Here is a 25128-nt window from a genome sequence, read left to right on the forward strand (position 1 = left end):
TCGTTGTTTTTGTTATATTATAACATTTCGTTTATTTTGCAATAAAAAACAGTGCAACAATGAACATTTGCTACACTGCTTCTCCATGATTCAATGAATGGTCGTTTTTCAACGATATGCCTTTTACACTTTCTCATGCAGTCCTTGCCCCACCTTTATCTAAATTAAGTCAGGGTCATTTGCCTGTCGCAGCATTGGCGATTGGATGCATGGCACCCGATCTTTATCGATTATTTACCCAAGAAAATATCGTTTTAACACACCAATGGTCAGGTATCTTATTTCCGAATCTACCAATTGGAATATTCTTTTGCCTCTTGTGGTATTTAATCTATCGCCCTGTAAGCTATCGCTGTCTTGAAATCCAACATCCTTTAAATATTCACTCACTGGATGATTTTATTTCTTTCAGCTTTCTCAGTTGTCTAGCACTTATAGTCGGGATCAGCACGCACTTAATCTGGGATGGACTCACCCATCTTGATTTTCGAACGTTTGCTTTTAAAGGGATTCTGGCTCAGAACATTTCACTGTTGGGTTTTAGTTATCCATTACATTTTATATTACAGATCGGGTCATCCATTATTGTTTTGCCGTTCCTCATAAGAATGTGCTGGCATTATTATAAGACCCATCAACATCCCGATCCCGTCCCAGCTAGACTCAAAGGATTTGCACTCATCAGTGCCATCTTCTCCATCTTATATGGACTGTTCTCAGTTTTAGACTATAGCCGTCATATCAGCTCTGATCTTTGGAACAGTGAACGCTATTTTTTTATTGGCAAATCGATTAATGAATTTACCCAAGCTGGCCTAACTGTCTTTAGCATGGCTTGTCTATTATTCTTATTTTTGGATCGAACAGAGCGTCTAAAATCATTTTAACAAAAAGCGTCTGTTTAAAATTCGCTTGAAAACATTAAGACTTGAGACTAAACGTTCAACAAGGCATAATCTCCCCTTCATTGGTGGTGCGCTGTTTACGCATTCACCGTCTACAGCCAATATAGTTTGGATACATAATTCAATATGATGCGCACTCATTACTGTGGCTCTTTAACTGAAGCCCAAATCGATCAAACAGTTACTTTATGTGGATGGGTTCATCGTCGCCGTGACCATGGCGGTGTAATTTTCCTTGATATGCGTGACCGTGATGGTCTCGTACAGGTGGTGATCGATCCAGATACGCCTGAAGCATTCGCAACAGCAGATAAAGCACGTTCAGAATTTGTATTAAAAATTACAGGTCGTGTTCGTCGTCGCTATGAAGGTACTGAAAATGCCAACATGGTGAGTGGTCAGATTGAAGTTTTAGGTAAAGACATCGAAGTTCTTGCAGCTTCTGATACTCCGCCATTCCCATTGAATGACGAAAACACCAATATTTCAGAAGAAATTCGTTTAAAATACCGTTTCTTGGACATCCGTCGTCCTGAAATGTTAGAGCGCTTGCGTTTCCGTTCTAAAGTGACCAACTTGATCCGTAACTATTTTGAAGATCATGGTTTCTTAGATGTTGAAACACCAATTTTGACACGTGCGACACCAGAAGGTGCACGTGACTATTTAGTGCCAAGCCGTGTTTCAAATGGTAGCTTCTACGCACTTCCACAATCACCACAATTGTTCAAACAGTTGTTGATGGTGGGTGGTATCGACCGTTATTACCAAATTGCGAAATGTTTCCGTGACGAAGATTTACGTGCAGATCGTCAGCCTGAATTTACCCAAATCGACGTTGAAACATCGTTCATGAGTGACGATGACATCATGGATTTAATGGAAGGCTTAACGGTTAAAATGTTCAATGAATTATTGAATGTAAAATTCGATAAATTTGAACGTATGACCTATGCCGACGCAATGCGTGACTATGCATCTGACAAGCCAGATATGCGTATTCCATTGAAACTGGTTGACGTTGCAGACTTGATGCAAGACGTAGAGTTCAAAGTCTTCGCTGGCCCTGCAAAAGATCCTAAAGGCCGTATCGTTGCTTTACGTGTTCCTGGTGCTGGTTCATTGCCGCGTAGTGCGATCGACGAATACACTAAATTCGTTGGTATCTACGGTGCAAAAGGTTTGGCTTACATCAAAGTCAACGAACTTGAAAAAGGTATTGAAGGTCTTCAATCTCCAATCGTTAAATTTATCGAGCCAATCGTGCTTGATCTATTAAAACGTGTTGGCGCTGAAAATGGCGACATCGTGTTCTTTGGTGCGGATAAAGCTAAAGTTGTAAATGATGCGATGGGCGCACTTCGTGTCAAGATCGGTCATGACTTGAAGCTGACGACGTGCGAGTGGGCACCGCTTTGGGTGGTTGACTTCCCAATGTTTGAAGAAACTGACGATGGCAAATGGACTTCTGTTCACCACCCATTCACGCTGCCAAAATCAAGTGTTGAAGAAGTGAAGAGCAATCCAGGTGAAGCACTTTCTGTTGCCTACGATATGGTACTGAACGGTACTGAAATCGGTGGTGGTTCACTTCGTATCTATACTTTAGAAATGCAAAAAGCAATTTTTGAAGCTTTAGGTATTGGTGAAGAAGAAGCAGAAGAGAAATTCAGCTTCTTATTGAATGCATTACGTTATGGCGCGCCTCCACACGGTGGTTTGGCATTTGGTCTTGACCGTTTGATCATGCTCATGACCGGTGCGTCTTCAATTCGTGATGTAATTGCATTCCCGAAAACCAAGACAGCCGAATGTCCATTGACACAAGCACCTGCACCAGTTGAAGCAAATCAATTGCGCGACTTAGGTATTCGTTTACGTGAAAAGCCAAAAGCTGAAGAAAAATAAACCTTAAGTTTATGCTTCAACAAAAACCCTGCTTCATGCAGGGTTTTTTATCTTCGAGTTTTACTTTGCGAACAAGTCCGCTAGTGGCATAATAGGCTGCTTTTTATTGAGAGATCCGTCTTATGGCAATGCGTCCTGATGTACGTCGACATGCAATTGTACTTATTGTATTTTCACTTGCTCAATGGTTTTTCATGCGTTACATCTTGGCAAATGAACTCTTCAATATGGACACCAATCAACGCATTTTATACTTCTGTGTAAGTAGCTTGGCAGGTGCTCTACTGATTTTTGTCGCATTGATCTATATGGTGCTTAAAGGCAACGTAGATAAACAAGACTAAGATCATGTCTTTTTACGCTACCCTACTTCGTATTCTCCCTTTAGCACTTTTGCGTAGTATCGCAAAAGTGGCGGCATACTTTATCAATCAAAATCCGAATAAAAGTATGCTGTGGAAAACCAGAGTCAACTTAGGTCTAGCCTATCCTCAACTTAGTCTAGAACAAAAAGAACAGCTCGCGAGAGAAAGCGTCACCAAACAATGCCTCAGCTATATTGAATCTGGTAAATGCTGGGCGATGCTACCTGAATGGAGCATCCAACAGATTCATACGGTACATCATCTGGACGTATTAACCGATGCGCTTAGTGATCCAAGAGGTGCACTGATCATTACCCCGCATCTGGGCACATGGGAAATGATGAATGCATGGGTACATCAATACGGTATTCCAACCATCATGTACAAACCCATGAAAGATTCTGGCTTTAATGCTTTTGCTTTACATGCCCGTCAGCGTCTTAACGCCACTTTAGTCCCAACTGATGCATCTGGTGTAAAGGCCTTGTTTAAAAACCTAAAACAAGGTGGCTTCAGTGTCATCTTGCCCGATCATGTCCCAGACCCGTCTGGTGGTGTTGTGGTTCCTTTTTTTGGAGTTCCATGTCTCACAAGCACACTTGCCAGTAAAATGGCACAAAAAACCCAATGCCGCTTAGTCGGCTTAAGTTGTTTCCGTCGTGAAGATGGTAAAGGTTTTGATGTGTATTGTGATAACCTGAATGATACACAACTATATGATCGAGATATCGAAGTTGCCACAACAGCACTCAATCAAGCCGTTGAACAGATGATTAACCGCTTTCCTGCTGAATATATGTGGGGTTATAAACGGTTTAGAGGTGGTCAACAGGATCACTACGTTTGATCTCCAAAAGTAAGCCCCCCCCTACTCACTTAATTTTAAAGCCTGTAACACCGTCGTACGCATATTTTCTTGAAAGCCTTCAACACTATGTCTGTCTTTAATATATTGAATCGCTTGCTTGCCTAATATCTGGCGCTTTTCATCATCAAGCATGAGGTTTCGAATTGCATCGACAAAAAGATCAACTTTATCAAAACCATCTCCCAAAACATCACCAACATAAATACCAAACTTCTCGGTTAATTCTTCTGGATTCCGATTACTTACAAGCAATGTACCAAAAGACAGAGCCTCTAAAAATGAGATCGGAAGTGCCTCATGAATGGAGGTATTCACCAATATCTTCGCATCTTTCAGATATTGCTCTTTTTCTACCCCATCAACATGACCAGCAAAATGCAGATTCTCAATTGCATAATAATCTTTCATGATTTCAGAGTTTTTTTCATCTTCTCTAAAGGTTTGACCTAATACAAAAAACTCATATTCAGGCATTTTTTTAGCAATTTCACAAAACAACCAACCTCGCTTCACCGATTCAATTCGACCTAAAAAAATAATCATATTTTTTTTCTGGTGTATATCAAAATGAAAATTTTCATCGATATCAATTGGATTTGGTAGATACTGGATATCAACATCATCATTCAATTGATATAAATCTTTGGCTTTTTGATTTAAAAAATATCCTTGTGATATGAACTTAACCCGGTCTTGTTTATACCATTCATGAACTAGGTCATATATTTTTTGATTATAATATGACGTTTCTGGGAATAGCTTTACGGTATTAATTTCATCCCACTCATAGTGAGGTCTTGGGTCTTGAACCCATAAAATTAATTTCTTGTTTGGATTCGGCTCATGTTTTAAAACATATTCATATGTGAGTTCAATGCTTAAGTAGAGATCGTAATCTTGTTTTTTTAACCATTCTTTCGCAAACCACTTCCCACGAGGTAAACGGTAGACATTCACATCATCGACTTGATATGACTCAGCAAAAAACCTGCGCTTTCCTCGTCCGAGCAAAACATCTACCTGAAAATCCTCATTCGGAAGATATTTGGCAATATGTCGTCTAGCTAAAAAACCATATCCACCATAAGCGGTACCAACTGCACCAAAAAACTCATCAATAATTAAACCTATTTTGATCTTTTTATGTGCCACATTCATCTTAAATTTTTTCTCTACACTTAAATTTCATTTCTAAACATTTTAGCCAAAATACTTTCAGGGGCAATTTTTTCTAAATCGACATTTCTCAACATTTCATTATATAAATGTACGCAGACTGTCTTAGAGCTTACAATATCTTCAATCTGTAGCCTTGGGTCCAATAACTGTCCAATACACTGATAATGTACAGGGTAAAAAAGATCGATAGGTTGGACTTGATCAACCAACTGGAGTGCATTGACAAAATAAGTAATTGCATCAGGGCCAATCACCCCCCATGGCATATCTGATATGTGTTGCCCAATACCCAACATTTTTTTAAATTTCAATCGTTTTTGACGAGACTTCTTATACCATGGTGGTACAAAAAATGGATTATAAGCTGCATCCAATAATGATTTTAATAAAGAACTGTCTTGTGGCAGTGCTAATACCGCACCATTAATCTTGTTGTCACTTTCATAGCCTAAAAGATAACGAGACTCAGGAATTATCATTGGTTTTAAACAATAGACATCACAATCAACATAAATACCAGAAACCTTCGTTAACAACTCGTATCTAAACACATCTGAAAACAGTGCATAACTGCCTGTTTGATTGTGCTTAAAAATCTTCTCTGCTGGAATAATTTGATTTGCATCTACACACTGTACGCCTTTAGGTACATCTGAAACTGTACCATAGGTATGCAAAAAGACCGTATGTCCTCGCATAACAAATGATTGAAGGCAAGAACTTGATATTTTACCTAGTGTATTACCAATCCATAGAGCATGAATCGTTGGAAGTTCCATTAGTACCTCATTAACCTAATCTATAAATTACTTAAAGATAATTTTCACTTTAAAAGGCAGTCGATATAACTGTAAAAAGACTCTTGTCAGTTCTCTTTTAATTTTATTTAAAGGACTCTGTTCTTTCTTTTTATAAGAATCTCTCCAAGATAAACTAGACTGGAATTTCTTATCATCTGGGTATAAAAGATACTCCTGAATACATAATGCAGGATTGACCTGATAAACTGGATATTCGCCATATTTCAAATACTTTTTAAACATAATTTGATCAACATGATCAACCACAGATAAATTCTGTATATAGCAAAGTAAGCTTTGAGCTGCTTTATTCGAAAGAATATATCCTGCTGTACCAAAATTAGGATTTAATAATCTTGAGATTATTCGGCCATTTTCCAGAGAGGTCTTATCTGTTAAAGATAAATAGTTAAATGCTGAATTCTTCTCTATCTTGATAATATCCCATTGAGCTTTTATCCAACCATGATCACTAAGAAAAGCTTTGGCCTGTCCCCCTAAATAAATATCATCTTCAAAGATCCCAATATAGTCGATGTTTTCATCAATTGCTTTTTTCCAAAGCAAAATATGACTAAATAAACACCCCAACTCACCTTGGCTTAAATGACAATTATGAATACGAACTGACAAGCGTGCTGCGAGTTCTTCAACCTGTTGAGGCTCTATGGCATCAAAAAAACTAAAAGCGATCCCTTGCTGCATAAATTGATCTTCGATATGTGTTCGACGATCAACTGCCGTTTTCAAGCTCACGACAAAATTTTTCACCACTTCATTTCCTTATTTAAATCCAACAGATTTTAGGAAAATAATATTTTTGATTTGCTGAAATACTCTAAAAAGCTCAAGCAATATTTTATCAACCCCACTTTTCTTATTATATTTCATCCGAACCTGACGCTCTTTATATAAGTGACTTGCAAACTTCACACTATCTTTGGTTGAATAAAGTGTCACATCTTGAATACACAACGCTGGCTTCATTTGGGAGACAGATAAAATTTGATCCTTGATCAAGCTCTCAAACATTAAATGATCTAAGGCAATCAGCTTATCCAACGACTGAATATAGCTCATTAATTGCTTAGCACCACTCAACGATAAAATATAACCTGCTGTACCTAAATTCTTACTTTTTAGATCAAACATAGCTCTTTGTGGCTGACTCATGAATTCTTTAAGTTTCGTCCCCAATACAACCTTCGGTGTAAATTCCTCTATTTTAATTAAATGCCAATCAGGCTCAATCCATCCATCATCTGCGAGAAATTCTTTAACATTTTCACCCAAATAAATATCATCTTCGAAAATTGCCATATGTGGAATATTTTCTGAAATTATTTTTTCCCACAAAAATACATGACTCATAAAGCATGCCACTTCACCTTTTGTCAGTGTATATTCATCAGTATTTAGACCAAGCCCTTGGGCAAATAATGCTGCAGGCTCTGGTGTTAAAGCATCAAAAAATTCGAAATCAATACTTTTTTTACCGAATTCACTACAAATATGCGCTCTACGCTCATGTGCGGTGGATAAACTAATAACAAATTTTTTCATAACAATGGAAACTTCGATCTTAGCTATATTCTACTGCCTTCCTCTTCCCCTTTCATCAATATTCTATTCCTCTATTGTTAAGAAATGTCCAACAAAGAATCCTTTAGATACATGCCTTTTTCATAATAATGACTCAGGGTTTTTCTTTCCTTTCCTGCAAGCTTGATCAACCTTGGCATTTGTTGAGGTGGGTAGTTGATTGCTATATCGATCAGTACTTTTTCTTTCACCCATTGATGCTTCACTTGGAAAAATAAGGCATTTTGATCACAGTTAATTAAGCACATACTCGGCAAATGATTACGCATCACTTTCTGACAGGCCACATAGGCCACTAGATATTCCAGACGACCAATCTGTTGAAACATATCCTGATAATCAGGTTCTGTTTCTTTCAATTTTTGCAGATAGGCTTTAGGCGTCATTTCAATCGCTTTCGCCAGTTCATCAAACCATTCTTTAAAGAAAATATTTTTCTCTGCACTGGCCAATAGCCAATTCTCTAAGACGGGAAAATCTTTAAGTGTTGTATTCTTGGCACGGTAATAGGCAAAGCTGTTGGTATGATTCTTCGCTATCAGTTCCTGAATCCAGTCTAAGCTTTCATAAACAAGGATGCTTGCATCCAACCAAATTCCTCCATGCTGATAAATCAACTCAAAACGGAGCAAATCGGCCTTTTGTTGTGGCGTTGCCTTTGGGAAACGACCAAAATCAATATTACAAAAGTTTTTCACTGTGTCTGGCGTGAGAAAATGAACCTCATAATCTGGATTGGTCTTTTTAACCTGTTCAACACATTTTTCCACAAATCCAGCCAGTGGTCCTTCCCAATACATCCAGATTTTTTTAGGAATTACCGCATTCTGCACAATCGGATTAAGTACAATCAGATCTGCTTCATTGTCTATGGCTTCGTTAACCCCTCTCTTTTTGTTCGAATACATCGTATAGAACTTTAAGAGATAGAATATTTTTTTAAATATTTTCATACAGATCACTCAACCATATCTTCAAATCATCTCAGCTTTTTACTCAAGTGATTTGCCCAGAATATTTAGTTAAAAGTAAAGATGCTTAAAAGCATAAAAACGGTCACGCCACATTCGTTTCTGTTTCTTTAGACCATGAGACGAATCGCGCTTTTCCAAGTCTTTACGCTGAATACCCTGTGTTGCAACCGTACCCAAAATATCACTGTCCAATCCAGCAGGTTTAACAAAAGGCTGCCAAACGCCGAGGCCTTTTCCATTCTTGCTGAGCCAGCCTTGGAAAAAGATATCGACAGGCACATGAATATTTTTACCTAATTTGACAAACTCTTCTGCACCTTTACGCGACCAAAGCAGTCCAACCCCACGAATCGGGAAATAATAAGCATGCCACAGGTTGTATTGATCCATCTGTAGAATATCTTTGGCGAGTTTTTTCTTTTTCGCCGCCATATTCACCACATACCAGTCTAACTCTTTATGTTGATCTAGATAGTTCAGTAGTGATTGCAGATTATTTTTAAAGTTCGGTAAAACCTGAATATCATCTTCCAACACCACCAAATAATCGGCATCTGTTTGGAGAAATTTTTCGACACAACCATAATGGCTCAGATAACATCCCAGCTCTGAATTCATCAGACTACGACCTAAAATTCGTTGAGCTTCGGCATCATCATATTGCTTAAACTCTGATAAGGCCTTACCACGCCCATCATAGGCCGAAAAACGGGTAAACGGCCATCCCTGTTGCTGTAATTGTGCAGTCGCACTCACCAGACGCTGATCACTGCCATCAAGGTTAATTAGATAAGTTTCAACTTTCATCATTTATCCTTTGGCCGTTTCAGCCAATAAAACTTTCGGGATATAGCCTGCCAATTTTTGATTTAAAGCTGCATAAATTTCTGCCGCTGCCGCATCACTCAATTGATCCAGACTTTGCATACACCCATATTTAATCTGATCATTACCCAAGCTTTGCAAGAAGCTGCTTAAACTGCTTTCATTTTTCAAATAGGCAATCTCAAGGTCAGGCTTTAACAAGGCCTCATCCTTTTGAATTTTCAAATGATTCATCAATGAAATCGGATTGATTTGTTCGACACTGCGGAACTTATACTGAATCTGTTTTTCTAGAAACTTAGGATGAGCAAGTAAATAATCTTGTAATATTTTACGGTCAACCGCGTGCGGATAATGGTGAATCTCAAAAAACTTTTTAAATCCAAGCATATCTGCACCTAACATTTGCGCAATCATATGTTTAGGTTGTATCGGCTTGGAAAAATATTGATTTAAAACCTGACGATACCAAAGCTTGGCCTTGAGCACAAAACTGTTTTGCCAATGCCCGTAAATCACCATTTTCTGATCAATCAGAATATCTTCTAATTGTGCTGGCGCATTAAAAAAGAAATCATCATTCAAGTAGAAAAAGTAATCGGATAAGCCCTGAATATTCCATAGCATGGTTTCAATCGAACGTGTATTGAAAGTGGGTAAGTATTGCTCATACCCCGTAAATATTTCACGATGATCAACAATCCGAATTTTACCCGCCTCACAAATCCCATCCTGAACAAAGTCATCAATCCATTGCGGTTGCTGACCATCTGTCACAATATAGATATGTCGACAAAATGGCACATATTTTAAAATAGATGCAACGTTATAATAAATTTCATGGTTGCTGGCAAAACGGGTATCGCTGACGGCATCAGAAGCTTGTGTTTTGCCCTGATACTGCATGCGCTTCTGTTTTAACTTCGGATCATTGCCATCCACCCAAGCAATCACTACATCAACCGGTTGCATCATTTCACTCATCAATTCACTCTTAAACGACCCGAAAGCCCGAAAATACGGCCAAACATGTTTAATCTAGAAGCATATGATAACATCACTGATCTGTTCACAGGCAGTCTCTTTTCGTAATGGCAGACATCTTGATTGTGCAATCATTCCATATAAATCAATATATTATAATTGTTTAAATTTTAATATCGATGAGGTAATCAGCAGATATATAATTCCACCTTATTTAGTGGCTTTATTAACATCAGCTTAACCCCTGACAATCCCTAACAAAATCAAACCTTTTGGAATCATTTTACACCTAAAACCACCACATTTTTATTAGACGAATTTAGGTATTTTTATTATAATTACAGGTTACTTTGACGGGATTTAATCTTTTGACTGATGATTTATAACTACTTTGAGTATCAAGCAAAAATAATTAGAACTAAATTTGTTTCAGATAAAGCGTATCTCACTAAACGGTTTATCTGCAAATTAGGTTATACCCCTGATTTTTGCTCACCAAAAAGCTTCAATGAAAAAGTCACTGCCCGAATGATTTTCGAGCGGAGCCCCCTGTTCACAAAATTAGCAGATAAATGTGCAGTCAGACAGTTGGTTTCAGCAAAGGTTGGTGATGCCTATTTTGTTCCATTGATTGGCATTTACAAATGTATTGATGAGATTGATTTTAACCAGTTACCCAATCAATTTGTTTTAAAATGCACTCATGACAGTGGCAGCGCCATGGTCTGTCGCGATAAAAGCAAGTTTAGTGTCGAAGCAGCAACCGCTAAAATCAAAAATCACCTTAAAATGAATATGTATTTTAGAAAGCGTGAATGGCACTACAAAGATATTTGCCCTAAAGTACTGGTTGAAGAATATGTAGAGCTCTATGTTGATCCTGCCAGTCAATCTGCCATTACCACGTGTCGTGTGCACTGTTTTGAAGGCCGTCCGGAATATCTAGAAATTGATGTCCAAGATGCTCAAGGCAACGACTACTCAAATATGTATGATACACAATGGCAGTTACAGCCATTTCGGGTCGATCTAAAAGATAACTCTCCATCCGCTTTGGCTGCACCGAAACAATTGCAAGAGATCATTCAACTGTCAGAAAAGCTTTGTTTTGCGTATGGTTATAGCCGAGTAGATTTCTTACTCTCTCAAGATCACGTGTATTTTAGTGAAATCACCCTCACTCCGAATGCAGGACGAATGGTGATTACACCTGTAGAATGGGATTTAAAATTAGGCTCACTCTGGTTATCCTATTAGCCGTCCATCATGTATATCGAATCTGTTAGGTACTTATGAAAATAGCGATTGCTGGAACAGGATATGTCGGGTTGTCAAATGCAATGCTATTTGCACAACACCATGAAACCATCGCCCTGGATATCCTACAAAGTAAAGTAGATTTACTGAATAACAAAGTATCACCGATTCAAGATCATGATATTTCATTTTTTTTAAAAGAAAAACAGCTCAATTTCACGGCGACTACCGATAAACAGCAGGCTTTTCAAGATGCTGATTTTATTATTATTGCCACTCCAACTGACTATGACCCTCAAACCAATTACTTTAATACGCAAAGTGTAGAAAGCGTGATTCAGGATGTACTGGCCATTAACCCCAATGCAACCATGATCGTCAAATCTACAGTTCCTGTGGGTTTCACAGAGCAAGTCAAAAATAAATATCAGACTGAAAACATTATTTTCTCGCCTGAATTCTTACGTGAAGGTAAAGCCCTACACGACAACCTCTACCCCTCGCGTATCATCGTTGGTGAACAGTCTGAACGTGCCCAACAATTTGCCGATTTACTGGTAGAAGGTGCGGTAAAACAAGATATTCCAGTCTTGCTGACGCATTCAACTGAAGCTGAAGCGATTAAACTGTTCGCCAATACCTATCTGGCGATGCGGGTGGCCTTCTTCAATGAATTGGATACTTACGCACAAAGCTTTGGCCTAGATACGAAGCAAGTCATTGATGGTGTTTGTCTCGACCCTCGTATCGGCAGTCATTATAACAATCCATCTTTTGGCTACGGCGGCTATTGTCTACCAAAAGATACCAAGCAGTTATTGGCCAACTATAACAACGTACCCAGCAATCTAATTAAAGCGATTGTGGATGCCAATCGAACACGTAAAGATTTTATTGCGGATTCGATTCTGGCAAGAAACCCAAGCACGGTGGGAATCTATCGTCTGGTGATGAAAAGCGGCTCAGATAATTTCCGCGCTTCTGCGATTCAAGGCGTGATGAAGCGATTAAAAGCCAAAGGTCTGGAAATCATTATCTACGAACCGACCTTTCACGAAGACAGCTTTTTTAAGTCTAAAGTGACTCAAGATCTAAATGAATTCAAACAATCTTGTGATGTGATTATTGCCAATCGCCTCTCCAATGAATTGCTAGATGTACAAGATAAAGTTTATACCCGAGATATTTTTGGAGGCGATGAATGAAAGTTCTAGTCACAGGTGCTGCTGGATTCATCGGCTTTAGTGTTGCAAAAAAACTGCTGGAACGCGGTGATGATGTGGTCGGTTTTGATAATTTTAACGATTATTATGATCCATCCCTGAAAGAGGCCCGTGCTCAGCAATTACAACTGCTGGCTGAGCGCAACGATACAGGCAGTTTCACTCTGATTCGTGACAATCTCGCCAATAAAGCCGTGGTGGATCAATGCTTCCAAGATCATCGTTTTGATCGTGTGATTCATTTGGCCGCGCAGGCCGGTGTACGCTATTCACTTGAAAATCCACATAGCTATGTGGAGAGCAACCTGATTGCATTTACCAACATTTTGGAAGCCTGCCGTTACGCAGCAACACCCCACCTAACCTATGCCAGCACCAGTAGTGTCTATGGTGCTAACACCACCATGCCTTTTAGCGAGCAACATGGTGTGGATCATCCGCTGCAATTCTATGCTGCAACCAAACGCGCCAATGAATTAATGGCACATAGCTACAGTCATTTATTTAAATTACCAACCACAGGACTGCGTTTCTTTACCGTCTATGGCCCGTGGACACGCCCAGATATGGCCTTGTTTAAATTCACCAAGAACATTTTTGAAGGCAAACCAATTCCTGTGTTTAATCATGGCAATCACACCCGTGACTTTACCTATATCGATGATATTGTTGAAGGGATTATCCGTACTAGCGACAAGATTGCGACCCCTGATGAGACTTGGGACAGCAACCATCCAAATCCATCCACCAGCAATGCTCCGTTTAGAATTTTCAATATTGGTAATAACCGTACGGTAAAACTGATTGAATATATTCAGGCGATTGAAAAAGCAGCAGGTAAAGAAGCAATTTTAGACCTGCTTCCTCTTCAGCCTGGCGATGTACCAGATACCTTTGCCGATAGTTCTGCGCTAGAAAATTATGTGGACTACAAACCAGCTACTTCAGTGGTTGATGGCGTGAAAAACTTTGTCGATTGGTATCGCCAATATCACAATATTTAATAACTCTTAAAGCAAAAAAATCAGGCATTCCGCCTGATTTTTTTGCTTTATCCATCCCTTCATTTTCAGGATAAATAACGCTTGGATTACTGCCAAGACTCTTTGATCCAATCCGATGGCAATACATAGCGATACCATTTACCACCGCCACCACTGATCGCATCAGGTGGATTAATCTCACCATGGAAAATAATGATTTTCGCGCCTTTTGGTTTGATAGGCGGCTGGAAATAAGCAAATGGCACTCGTCTTAAACAGTGGTATTTATAGCTTTTGCACCACTCTTTATTCCAATAACTCAATTTGCCTTCTTTATGCACAAACCAAGACAGGTACTCTTGTTCATTACGGAACTTTTGACTGATCTCTTTAAAGTTTGCACGGAAGTACGGCAAGATATCTGGAAAAGCACCCAGTTTAAAACGATAAACCGAACTATTGCCTGTGATACGCCAAGGGCGTTTCCAGTCGTGAATCACCAAGAACTCACCTTCCGCTTGGAAGAAGCAGTCAATATTATCAATAATGACCACGTCCAAATCGAGGAATAAAGCATTGCCTTTTAAGCCATACAGATCAGGTTCAAAAGTCGAGAGTTTATTCCAGCCACGCTCAGGGCTACCAGCAGGTAAATCCAGAGATGGAATTGGAAAACATTGAACATTCGGATCAATGCCCTCGGTACGATCAGTCAAGCACACCATTTTAAAAGGCAGAGTCAAATGACGTTTGACCATGTTATACAAACGGTTGACGTACTCAGCACCATACTTGGTTCCCCACTTCATGCACAAGATCACATTGTCTTCATGAGTTGCCGAATTTTGTTGAATATCTACCATCTGATAACCTTAAATGCTTGAGATACGAGGCTACACTTTGTCCAAAAAAACAAAAGTGTTCAATCATATGCACTGAATATACGCTCATCTTAGCATAGAGCGGATTGTTTTTTTTAGTATTAATTCGTCAATAAAAAAGCGAAGCCTAAGCTTCGCCTTTGTGCACGATTACAGCTTATTTAATATAAGTTAACCAGTGTGCATATTTGTCATTGCGACCTTGTACTGCATCAAAGAAAGTCTTTTGAATCACAGTGGTAATCGGACCACGTGAACCACAACCAATTTCACGGTCATCATATTCACGAATCGGGGTTACTTCCGCAGCAGTACCTGTAAAGAATGCTTCATCTGCAATGTAGAATTCATCACGAGTAATACGACGTTCAACCACTTCATAACCCAGGTCTTTAGCAATGGTAATCACGGTTTGACGGGTAATCCCTTCTAACGCGCCACCGGCTAAATCAGGGGTATGCAACACGCCATCTTTGATCAGGAATACGTTCTCGCCCGCACCTTGGCAAACAAAGCCTTGTGGGTCAAGCAACATTGCTTCGTCATAACCTGAACGTGCCACTTCCTGATGTGCCAAGATCGACACAGTATAGTTACCGCATGCCTTTGCTTTACACATGGTCACATTTGGATGGTGATGCGTGAATGAAGAGGTTTTTACACGAATACCACGTGCCATTGCTTCTTCACCAAGGTATGCACCCCAACCCCATGCTGCAACTGCGGCATGAATGGTGTTGTCAGTTGCGGCAATACCGAGTTTTTCAGAACCAATCCAAATCAATGGACGTAAATAGCAAGATGCTAATTTATTTTCACGCACCACATCGATTTGTGCTTGTTCTAGTGTCGCTTGATCAAATGGAACATTCATTTGATAAATTTTTGCTGAATTTAATAAGCGTTTAGTATGATCTTGCAAACGGAAGATTGCTGTACCATTCGGAGTTTCGTAAGCTCTGACGCCTTCAAAGACACCCATGCTGTAGTGTAGTGTGTGAGTTAAGACGTGAATTTTTGCATCACGCCAATCAACTAATTTTCCATCTTGCCAAATAAAACCATCACGATCAGCCAAACTCATCGCACATACTCCATTTTCTTTTTTACACAATTATTCACTTTCCAATGCTTGCGCAGTTGGATCAATTAATCTTTGCCATAACTTGCAAACGATCTCGCGGGTATCGTGCCAATCCGCAGCATTGACTTGCATAGATTGATTTGCAAGCGCTAGACGGTGGCTCTCAGCTCGTTCACGGAGATAAGCGTGTATTAATGCTGTGGCATCTTCACTGGATAAGCAGCCTGCTTTAGCAGCATCTTCTAGAATTCTTACATTATCGGAAAAATGGGCGAGATCTGTATTCGTCCCACTCCATGCAAGCACAGCATACTGTGCCATAAATTCGATATCAACGATACCACCTGAGTCCTGTTTTAAATGAAAAATCCCATGTTTTTTTTGCTCAGAAGATGATCCCAAATGATCTTTCATCTTTTGACGCATTTTCAACACTTCTTCACGCACCACATTTTCATCACGTACTTGCGTCAAGATTTGACAGCGAATCTGTTCAAATTGCGTGCATAATCCAGCATCTCCCGCAATCGAGCGAGCACGCACCAAGGCTTGATGCTCCCATAACCAGGCACTTTTTTGTTGATATTGCTCATAAGCTTTTAAACTGGTGACCAACATCCCCGCTTCACCCGATGGTCGCAGACGGGTATCAATTTCATAGACACGCCCGTCCAAGGTTTGTGTGGTCATCAAGGACATAAACTTCTGCGCCACACGAATCGCAAACTCGGCACCACTAATACCCTTACGGCCATCAGTTTCACTTTGCTCTTCAAAGGCATGAATAAACACCAAATCCAAATCTGAGCCATAGCCCAACTCAATGCCACCCAATTTACCATAGGCAATCACGGCAAAGCCTTTGTTATCGAGACTGCAACGCTGCCCATCATTGCCAACTGGATACCCATGACGCTGCGCAACCGCCTCATAAGCCAAGCGTAAAGTCGCCTGTACACTGACTTCGGCAATATCAGTCAAGGCATCGGAGACTTTCATCAACGGACTTTCTGCCAGTACATCACTGGCGGCAACCGTCAATACATTACTCTTTTTAAATAAGCGCAGTACCCGCATCTGATCTTCAACTTGATCAATCTCGATGCGTAATAATTGTTGACGCAGTGAATCTTCCAGATCTTTGCGTTGTGGCAAACCAAAATCCATCGACAGGAATTCATCCAACAACACTGGATACTGCGCCAGTTCCTCACAAATCCATGGACTAACGGTTGCCATCTTGACCAGTCGCTGTAACGCGCCACGGCTTTCCATCAACATGACCAGATAAACGGTACGACGCAGCACCGATTCCACCAATGGCATCAAACGCAACAGCGCCATTTGTGGTTGATCCGACTGCAAAATCGCTTCGATCAAATGCGGCCAAAATTTCTTTAAACGCTCTAAGGCACTGACAGGGATTTTGCGTAGCGCCTGCCCATGCCAAAAGTTTTGAATCAGGTTCTTGGCGTCATCATCCAGTACTGCATGGAGTTTTTGCTCAAGCTGTACAAAATCATCAACCGGCTCAGCAAACTCTTTTTCCTGAATCAACTGCTTAAACTGGACTTTGACCTTGTCACGTTTCTGATTGAGTACATCCAAGAAGGCAGCCCAATCGGCAAAACCAAGCGTATCCAACATGCGTTGTCTCAGCTCAGGTTCAGTTGGCAAGGATTGAGTTTGCTGATCATTCAGGGCTTGAATGGCATGTTCGACTCGTCTCAGGAATAGATAGGCATCTTCCAGATCAATCACTGCTTGCTGATCCAGCAGCTCCGCTTCACCCAAATGATGTAAATTGACTAAACACTGTCGATCTTGCAGTTCGCGCTTTGATCCACCATAGATCAACTGGAATACCTGCACGATGAATTCGATTTCACGAATCCCGCCTGCACCCAGCTTAATATCCTCTTCGATATTACGACGCATGACCTCACGTTCGATCATGGCCTTCATTTCACGCATGGCGGCGAAAGCGGAATAATCGACATAACGACGGAATACAAAGGGACGTGACATGTCTAGCAATTCTTCGCCCTCTTTGCCACCCGTTATCACTCGTGCCTTAATCCAAGCATAACGTTCCCACTCACGCCCATGCTGGCTTAAATATTTTTCCAAACCACTATGACTAATCGCCAAGGCTGAACCATCGCCCCACGGACGCAAACGCATATCGACACGGAATACAAAACCATCTGCAGTAATATGATCGAGCAGATAAATCAGCTTCTGTCCCCACAGAATGCAGAACTGCTGTACATCAATACATTTACGCCCATTGGTTTCGCCTTGTTCATCGAAGGCAAAAATCAGGTCAATATCACTAGAAAGGTTCAGCTCTTGGGCACCGAGCTTGCCCATGCCAATGACTATCAGATCCTGTAACTGACCTGAATAACCGATGGGCTCCCCATGTTTGGCTAATAAAGGCGGTAATGCAAAAGCTTTGGCGGCACAAATACTGGCATCGGCAAAATCTGATAGCTCACGTGTTAGTGTCACCACATTGGTGAGTTGATTGGCATCTTGCCAAATCCAGCGAAACATCAGCTTGGCACGGAGTACGCGTAAGGCTTTCACCCATGATTGTTCATTGCTGACGTCAGCTACAGCCAGTTGCACTTTTTGATAGATGGTTTCAGTCGACAGCGAGTCAAGAAATTGATCTTCAGAATAGTCTTGTTCTAATTGTAATGTGTATAAATTTAAAACTTGTTCAGCATATTGGCTTGCAACTAAGGTTTTTTGTAGCTGTTGCGCATTCATATAAAAAGGCTCGACTGATGTCATGTCATCTAGGTTAGTTATATCAGTTACAAGCTTATCTTTAAAATCTCTTTAGACTAATTTCGCTTTGCTTTTTTGTTGATCCGTACATAAATCAACCTGTTCACGTTCGATTGGCAGCAACACCGTAAACACCGTACCTTCGCCCTCATTGGAGGTGACATTGATTTCACCTAAATTCATTTCTACAAAGCGCTTACACAGACTTAAGCCCAGACCTGCACCCTTCTCTCCTGCGGTGCCTTTATAACTCATGGTAATCCGTGGCTGGAATAGATCGTTGATTTGTTGTTGAGTCATGCCAAGGCCAGTGTCTTTGACATAGACTTCAACATAAGTGCCTTTATGCTGTGCTTGGATATAGACTTTGCCCTTACCATCCACATCGGTAAATTTCAGCGCATTAGACACCAAGTTCTGAATCACCGAGGTGATCATATTCATATCGGCATAGACTTTAAGATTTTCATCGACTTCATTAATCAGTTGAATATTCTTCTTAATGGCCAAGGTTTTGAGAATATCGGTCACGATATTGGTGATCTGACGCAACTTAAAGTTGATGGGATGATAGACAAACCGCCCACCTTCGGCCATCGCCCAATTCAGCAAGCTTTCCAATAAGTTATAAGTCGATTGCGAAGTATCATAAAGATAATCGGCAATATTCTGAATACTGGATTCATCTAAGGTTTCACGTTCTTTCGCCAAGATTTCGGAGAAACCCAATAGCCCATGAAATGGTGCACGTAAGTCATGGGAAATAATCGAAAAGAATTTAGTTTTACTAAAATTGAGTGCAGCTTCTTGTTCGTATAATTCTTTCAGCTCATCATGATTAAACTTCAATTCCAGTTGTTGCATGAAGTTGATGCAATGTTCTTGCAGGAGTTGTTTTTGTAGATCGCTAAAGCCTTGTGCAGCTTCATCAAACAGGATGATATAACCCAGTGAAGTTTGGTCTGGATGTCTAAGATGTAGGGCGACTGCAGTTTGGATTTTCTTTTTCAGTGGTGCAAGGAATGCCAGTAAGGTTGAGTATTGCGGATGGTCGCTATCGACTAGATCACCATTCACAAATAGGGTGTTTAGACTTTTGATAATCTTTGCGGAATCAATGGCTTTGAGTTTTTCAGGGCAACGATGCCAAAGGTAAGGTTCTTGGTGAAATGACAGCAATGCGGTACTGGCTTGCATCAGTTTTCGGTTGAACTGTAAAAATTGCTCAAGCAAGTTCTGCTCTGAAGTCAACCCCAAAGAAAGAGAGATTTTACAAGCACTTAACTTTTCGGCTTGCTGTAGTTCTAATAATTGAATCGTCATTCCCGCCTCTCGAATATTTTCGTTATACGGTTCTTTACGTTTTATAAAAAAAATGTGAAAACTATCACTTAGTATTAACAAACTTTAACAGAAAAGGCAATTGTTGATTCAATCAATTCGCAACAAAACGTGAAATTTCATTAAATTTTAACTTTGCAATTATCTTGTATAAATCTGACCTAAGGTAAATGTATTCGATAAAAGTGAAAGGAAAAATTTAGCATATGGTTCTATCCAATGTTAATCGGGACTATTTTGGGTTCAATCTTAAGTAGCTTAATAATTTTGTACTATTTACCTTTAATATAGCCTTATTAAAAGGCTATATTAAATAATGATACTTCTTAGAAGACTATTGACTTATTTCTATCGCTCTAGGCTTTTATTTAATTATCAACATTATTTATCTATACATATCTTTTTACTTCGGTGCTCCTTGAAATACTGGCACTGGTGATTTGTTTATCCTAAAGTTCTGATCAAAGTTTTTGTTATGATCTTTCAAAGTGTATTCTTTCAATTCAGTCAAATTTTTATCTTGAGTAAATTCAAAAACTTTTGGCGCTGTATGACTATTTACATCAGCTACACCTCCAGTTTTAACCGTTATTGTACATCCCTGCTTATTAGAGCATAATTCTTGTATTGGTTTTAATGCCACAGGATTAGCAACATTAGCGGTAAACTTACTGATACTATCACTTTCAACGCCCTTAGCATTAATTGGAACTTTAGCATCCTTATGCATATTAGCTTTAATCAATTTTCCAGCAGTTTCTTTAACTTTTTCACAATTTTGACCATATTTAAAAATATCCCAGAAATCATCCTTATGTGCATAAGCTACTTGCAAATCACCTTTAGTATAAGCATCATATGCTCGTTTATAAATATTAATTGAAAGTTCATTTGCTATTTGACAGTCCATGGCTATAACAGAACTAGAAATACATGTAATGAATCCAAGCATATATAATTTATATAAGAGCTGTTTTTTTAAAAAAATAGTATTCATTTTCACTCCAATAGATATTATTTTTCTTGACTATTAATTTAAGAAATAATTCTTAGGGCGGCGGCATTTCAGTTTGTTTGCCGTTAGTAGCATAACTACTCTGTGTCATAGTAGTTGTCTGTGAAGGTTTATATTGAAAATTTGATTTTGCAAAGATAGCGCAGATAATAATAACTGCACCAACAATCATCCCCACAATTCCAGGGGAGTAAGTAGCAAGTGTGGCTTTAGCGACTGTTGTTTCAGATGCATTCATCGTTCCGCTAAAATTTATTGCTTTCTCATAGGCGAAAAAGGAAATAGCGAGTCCTGTAAATGAAATTGCCGCTCCTATAAGTACTGCTAGCAAACGAATTAATATTGTGGTAACTAGTCCTATACCTGAAAAGGTAAATACCAAATCGTTGTCCTTGGTCTCGATAATATCGACTATTTGCACTAGCAGTACACCAACACCAGCTAACAGTGCCATAATTGTTAAAAGTAGTCCAAGTCCAACACCAAACCACATGACCTTTTGCCAACTAGATTTTGGCGTATCGGGAAAATCAGAATCTGCCATATTTACCCCCTATTTAGTGTGTCACCACTTGATTTAAAATACTGCAACAAACTGTTTTTTTATATGTTTATAGTCTATTAATAGGATTTTCTTCAGGATTTTCAAACCATTTAAAATATGCTTCTGTTCCCTTAATTCCTTCATTGATTAAAGCAAGCTTCTTCTCTTTTTTAAGTTTAAAGTCCGTTGTTTTTACATCTAATGTATTGATATATATAGTTCTCTGCCAATCATCACTGTGTAGATGCTGATTTTCTTGGGCATTCATTACTGCTGATATGAGAGCTCCAGCATAATCAAAAAAACTACTGATTTTGTTAGCTTCACCCTTTTCACCGTATCTGAATAACCCAATCTCCTTCTGAGTGTCTAATCTTATTCCTAAGGTCTGTTTATTGTATGTATATGGGCTTCTGTCTGGTTGATCGAGAAGAAAGCTGGCATTTTCGCGATTATAATAATCAACACTTCTAGCCGCCTCACTTTCTGAGGCCATATCAATATATTTTTCTCGATCAAATAATTTAACTGGATAGTTGAGTAACACCCCCCCATCAACATATACATTCTCTGGGGAACCATAATTAACGGCTGTGAAAAATAAAGGAATTGACATACTTATACGCAGAGCATCCACTAATGCCATATCTTCATGTCTTTCAACTGAAAATACTTCAAGATAACCTGTTGAAAGATTTGTTCCGATTACATGAAGTTCGGGTCTGCCCGCATTTTTTAAGTCTTTAAAGGTGGCCTTACGATTGCCAAGTTTTTTTCCGACTAGGTCTCCGATCCATGTTAAGAAATAATCACCTTTATTCCATCCATATTCACTCATTAATCTCTTGATATCACTAGTTATCAGGAATGAATTATCCATGAACTTTTCAAAGTCAGTCGATGATAAAATCTCTTTCTGTTCTTGATTGGTATATCCCAGTGCAAATAATAATGCATTGATCGCACCAGCACTTGTTCCGCCTACTCTTCTTATTTCTTTCAACAGTCCCCGTTGTTCCAAGATTTGCATCGCTCCAACATATGCAATTCCTTTAACTCCACCACCTTCAAAACATAAATTTCTGAATTGTACTGTCATGATTGATTACCTCCTGTAATCAAAATTCAAAATTATTTTAATTAATAAATACAAGATGTTGTGAAGAATAATTATCATCTTATAAAAAATAATAACTCATTTAGGCTTTTAGATACAAGAGTATCTTAGATACTTGACCACGCTATATCTAAAAATAGATTCAATTAATTTTAGTTGTAGTATCTGACTTCATCGAATAGGTTCGTAATTAGCGCGCATAAACCCTTCTAACCTCACAAATCTAAGTCTAATTGTTCATTTGGTTTTATCTTTTCTAGCTCCAAAAATTTCTTAGCAAACTTTGGAGCAAGTAAAGACTGGACAATTAATATTGATAAAATAAAAGCAGGAAGGAAATACAACAAGGTTCTTTCTATGAAAGTCACTTTAGGAATTGTATAACCCAATATTTCATTTACTTTAAAAATTTCTGCAATAAAGAAGGGACTCATGAGACCAATGTTCAAAGTGAAATATATGAAAAAAGCAGCACGCTCCATCCATTTAATCTTTGAGTCCGAGTAGCCAGCTTTTATTCTAAAGCTATCATTTTCCCTTGTTAAAAATGAACTTCCTCTCTTATATAGCCGGATCGCTCTCTCTTTTTCTTTACATGTCAAAATATAAGATAGAGCATCCAAGTTACTGTTCTTAAAGTTGAGAAACCTGCTTAGCTTTAATACATTAATATGGTGTTGAATCCCATCCTTATATTCACTAAGTGTTGAATCGTTAAGAAAAGCGGTTTTCTCTGCTAATTCTCTATCAAATTTATTTTTATGATGCTCTGAATAGTCTTTAATACTCGAAATAAACCCAGACTTTCCCGTAAAGTACAACCCTATAAATACGAGAATAAGAATGAGAACAGTCCATATAAAAAATATGCTTGTTCCATCTTCAATCAATTTTGCTATAAGACTATTAACATCAACATTCACAGCCATTATTTTTTACCTATAAATTTTATTGTCTGATTGATCAGCATCACTCTTATCATTTCCCTTATACCCCCCAAAAAAATATCGAACATAAACCGTATAGCCTTTAGGAGTTTCTTCTAAAAGAATTGAATGGCGAACAAGAAGTTCAATATAAGTTCGTTCCTACCTTTTCGTAGAATCCATTTTAATATTTAAGTTACTGATCAGATTCAGTTTTTTTATCTGCTTTGCTACTTGATAAGTCTTTTACAGATTTCAAAAACTCTGTATTAGCCTTGATATTTTCATGCATCAAGTTTTCACCACCAGTATAACTATCATGATGAATACTATTTCCAAAATATTTATATGCCAAATCGAATCTAATTTTATTCCGCATTTCTTCCGGCAAAGACTCAATATATCGAGGAAAACCAGATAATTCTTTTGCAGTTCTATATGATTCATCAGCTAAACGTCGATTCATAAAAGAGCGTTTTAACAAAAAAGCAGCCAGTGTTGTCGACAATATCAACACTGATATCTTTTGAATATAAAATGATATATCAGCAACATGTTTTTTATCAGAAAAACCAATAGAAAAAACTCCAAAATCTATATCTGAAATATAAACATTAAAGCCAAAAAAGTACAAAAACATAACAACAATCAAAGAATAAAACAAATACTCATATATATTAGATATTTTATTAAACCTATAATAATCTTCATCATACAAGTCTTTAATAGTCTTATTTCTTAAATCATCTAGCAAAACATTAGATTCTGAAAGATTCGCTTTGAATCTACTAAAATTAGGATACCATTCATTAGAAATCGCTATAGCTCTATCAAAATCTTCCATTGCAACTATATATTCTACAATTATTGCTAAGCTATTTTCTAAATCTTTTATTTTCAATTTAAAATTAGAATCTGAAACATTAGGCAATTCTTCAATTTTTCGCCCTGAATTATTTAACTCAGTATTAAGCCAGCTACTACTAATTTTATCTAAAACTTTTTTATTTTCAGCTAAAGTAGAAACTATGACGTCTAGACATAATGAAGACTCTTCAAAATCAGAATCAAAATCATGGCTATCAACTTGCAACGCAACTCTACGCTTATTGAAAAAATTCAATAAGTTCTGCGCCAAAATTAAATTCTTATAATGTGGATTCTTTTTTGAAAGCTCATCATTTTCTAAAGTAATATTGTCTTTTACATCATCTCTAGAAATTATTTCTTCCATTCCCCACCCCAAAAATTATTATAAAATCTTGACGCCATTATAGTATCTAAGCTACTCTTTTAAGTACAGAGTAAACTTTACTCTCACCACAGCAAAATCTGTGGCAGGCGTAGGAACCTGAAAATATCATTGAACTAAGACGCAAAAGTCCGTCATGGGCTATTTTTTTGCGTAAAATTCAGCTTTGCTGTTCTATGGCAGGCTGGACAGGGCAGCCTTTGGCTGGCCGCTTCTTAGTTCGCGGTATTTCCTACCCCTGTTCAGTCTGTCTCCATTACCGTAGGAAAGTATTGGATTCAGGTTTTAATAAACTT

General features: G+C 38.5%; 23 protein-coding genes. 7 read left to right on the forward strand and 16 right to left on the reverse strand.

Features of this window, described 5'->3' with window-relative positions:
• Positions 1–116 precede the first annotated feature (116 nt).
• The 4 genes from F902_RS19710 to F902_RS19725 all read left to right on the forward strand — a co-directional run bounded on the left by F902_RS19710 (position 117) and on the right by F902_RS19725 (position 4025).
• The gene (locus tag F902_RS19710; protein ID WP_005206195.1) at positions 117–887 is read left to right on the forward strand and encodes a DUF4184 family protein; all 771 of its coding nucleotides are present in this window, start codon (positions 117–119) and stop codon (positions 885–887) included.
• A 144-nt stretch (positions 888–1031) separates the two neighbouring features.
• Positions 1032–2813, forward strand: a complete 1782-nt coding sequence (gene aspS, locus F902_RS19715; RefSeq protein WP_004802753.1) for an aspartate--tRNA ligase — start codon at positions 1032–1034, stop codon at positions 2811–2813.
• A gap of 122 nt (positions 2814–2935) precedes the next feature.
• On the forward strand, positions 2936–3157 hold the full coding sequence (locus F902_RS19720) for a hypothetical protein (protein ID WP_004802750.1): 222 nt from the start codon (positions 2936–2938) through the stop codon (positions 3155–3157).
• A gap of 4 nt (positions 3158–3161) precedes the next feature.
• Positions 3162–4025: a lysophospholipid acyltransferase family protein gene (locus F902_RS19725; RefSeq protein ID WP_005206197.1), complete on the forward strand. Its 864-nt coding sequence runs from the start codon at positions 3162–3164 to the stop codon at positions 4023–4025.
• Positions 4026–4046: 21 nt separating this feature from the next.
• Here F902_RS19725 and F902_RS19730 read toward each other — a convergent pair whose 3' ends face one another.
• From F902_RS19730 to F902_RS19760, 7 genes are all read right to left on the reverse strand, one after another.
• On the reverse strand, positions 4047–5204 hold the full coding sequence (locus tag F902_RS19730) for a glycosyltransferase family 4 protein (protein ID WP_005206198.1): 1158 nt from the start codon (positions 5202–5204) through the stop codon (positions 4047–4049).
• Between the two features lie 20 nt (positions 5205–5224).
• Entirely contained in the window at positions 5225–6004 is a 780-nt protein-coding gene (locus tag F902_RS19735) for a glycosyltransferase (protein WP_005206199.1), read from the reverse strand.
• A 27-nt stretch (positions 6005–6031) separates the two neighbouring features.
• Positions 6032–6796 carry a glycosyltransferase family 25 protein gene (locus F902_RS19740; protein ID WP_026057528.1) on the reverse strand — a complete coding sequence of 255 codons (765 nt, stop codon included), beginning with the start codon at positions 6794–6796 and terminating at the stop codon, positions 6032–6034.
• 12 nt (positions 6797–6808) lie between these two features.
• Positions 6809–7588 (reverse strand): glycosyltransferase family 25 protein, encoded by a 780-nt coding sequence (locus F902_RS19745; protein WP_005206201.1) that lies wholly within the window; start codon positions 7586–7588, stop codon positions 6809–6811.
• A 77-nt stretch (positions 7589–7665) separates the two neighbouring features.
• Entirely contained in the window at positions 7666–8580 is a 915-nt protein-coding gene (locus F902_RS19750) for a glycosyltransferase family 32 protein (RefSeq protein WP_005206202.1), read from the reverse strand.
• A 69-nt stretch (positions 8581–8649) separates the two neighbouring features.
• Entirely contained in the window at positions 8650–9408 is a 759-nt protein-coding gene (locus F902_RS19755) for a glycosyltransferase family 25 protein (RefSeq protein ID WP_005206203.1), read from the reverse strand.
• A gap of 3 nt (positions 9409–9411) precedes the next feature.
• Positions 9412–10410, reverse strand: coding sequence for a Stealth CR1 domain-containing protein (locus F902_RS19760; RefSeq protein ID WP_005206205.1), 999 nt, complete (start codon positions 10408–10410; stop codon positions 9412–9414).
• 375 nt (positions 10411–10785) lie between these two features.
• On the opposite strand from F902_RS19760, the gene F902_RS19765 reads away from it, so the two are divergent.
• Genes F902_RS19765 through F902_RS19775 form a run of 3 tightly spaced genes read left to right on the forward strand, consistent with a single transcriptional unit; the run spans position 10786 to position 13894 of the window.
• Complete coding sequence (locus F902_RS19765; RefSeq protein WP_005206207.1) at positions 10786–11667, forward strand: ATP-grasp fold amidoligase family protein; 882 nt, start codon at positions 10786–10788, stop codon at positions 11665–11667.
• 35 nt (positions 11668–11702) lie between these two features.
• Complete coding sequence (locus tag F902_RS19770; protein WP_005206209.1) at positions 11703–12872, forward strand: nucleotide sugar dehydrogenase; 1170 nt, start codon at positions 11703–11705, stop codon at positions 12870–12872.
• The gene (locus F902_RS19775; protein WP_005206211.1) at positions 12869–13894 is read left to right on the forward strand and encodes an NAD-dependent epimerase; all 1026 of its coding nucleotides are present in this window, start codon (positions 12869–12871) and stop codon (positions 13892–13894) included. Before F902_RS19770 ends, F902_RS19775 begins: the two co-directional genes overlap by 4 nt.
• An 86-nt stretch (positions 13895–13980) precedes the next feature.
• Here F902_RS19775 and F902_RS19780 read toward each other — a convergent pair whose 3' ends face one another.
• The 9 genes from F902_RS19780 to F902_RS19820 form a co-directional block, all read right to left on the reverse strand.
• Positions 13981–14736 (reverse strand): hypothetical protein, encoded by a 756-nt coding sequence (locus F902_RS19780; protein ID WP_005206212.1) that lies wholly within the window; start codon positions 14734–14736, stop codon positions 13981–13983.
• Between the two features lie 175 nt (positions 14737–14911).
• On the reverse strand, positions 14912–15838 hold the full coding sequence (locus tag F902_RS19785) for a branched-chain amino acid transaminase (protein WP_004652473.1): 927 nt from the start codon (positions 15836–15838) through the stop codon (positions 14912–14914).
• Between the two features lie 30 nt (positions 15839–15868).
• A complete protein-coding gene (glnE, locus tag F902_RS19790) occupies positions 15869–18616 on the reverse strand; it encodes a bifunctional [glutamate--ammonia ligase]-adenylyl-L-tyrosine phosphorylase/[glutamate--ammonia-ligase] adenylyltransferase (RefSeq protein WP_005206215.1) in 2748 nt (915 codons plus the stop codon).
• A 72-nt stretch (positions 18617–18688) separates the two neighbouring features.
• Positions 18689–19960 (reverse strand): sensor histidine kinase, encoded by a 1272-nt coding sequence (locus F902_RS19795; RefSeq protein ID WP_005206217.1) that lies wholly within the window; start codon positions 19958–19960, stop codon positions 18689–18691.
• Between the two features lie 421 nt (positions 19961–20381).
• Entirely contained in the window at positions 20382–20975 is a 594-nt protein-coding gene (locus F902_RS19800) for a hypothetical protein (RefSeq protein WP_005206220.1), read from the reverse strand.
• 52 nt (positions 20976–21027) lie between these two features.
• Entirely contained in the window at positions 21028–21537 is a 510-nt protein-coding gene (locus F902_RS19805) for a hypothetical protein (protein ID WP_005206222.1), read from the reverse strand.
• A gap of 67 nt (positions 21538–21604) precedes the next feature.
• Positions 21605–22636, reverse strand: a complete 1032-nt coding sequence (locus tag F902_RS19810) for a patatin-like phospholipase family protein (RefSeq protein WP_005206225.1) — start codon at positions 22634–22636, stop codon at positions 21605–21607.
• A gap of 233 nt (positions 22637–22869) precedes the next feature.
• Positions 22870–23583, reverse strand: a complete 714-nt coding sequence (locus tag F902_RS19815) for a hypothetical protein (RefSeq protein ID WP_005206227.1) — start codon at positions 23581–23583, stop codon at positions 22870–22872.
• Between the two features lie 193 nt (positions 23584–23776).
• The gene (locus tag F902_RS19820) at positions 23777–24814 is read right to left on the reverse strand and encodes a hypothetical protein (protein WP_005206230.1); all 1038 of its coding nucleotides are present in this window, start codon (positions 24812–24814) and stop codon (positions 23777–23779) included.
• Positions 24815–25128: the final 314 nt, after the last annotated feature.

Origin of the sequence: Acinetobacter higginsii (assembly GCF_000369525.1) — a bacterium.
Classification (GTDB): Bacteria; Pseudomonadota; Gammaproteobacteria; order Pseudomonadales; family Moraxellaceae; genus Acinetobacter; species Acinetobacter higginsii.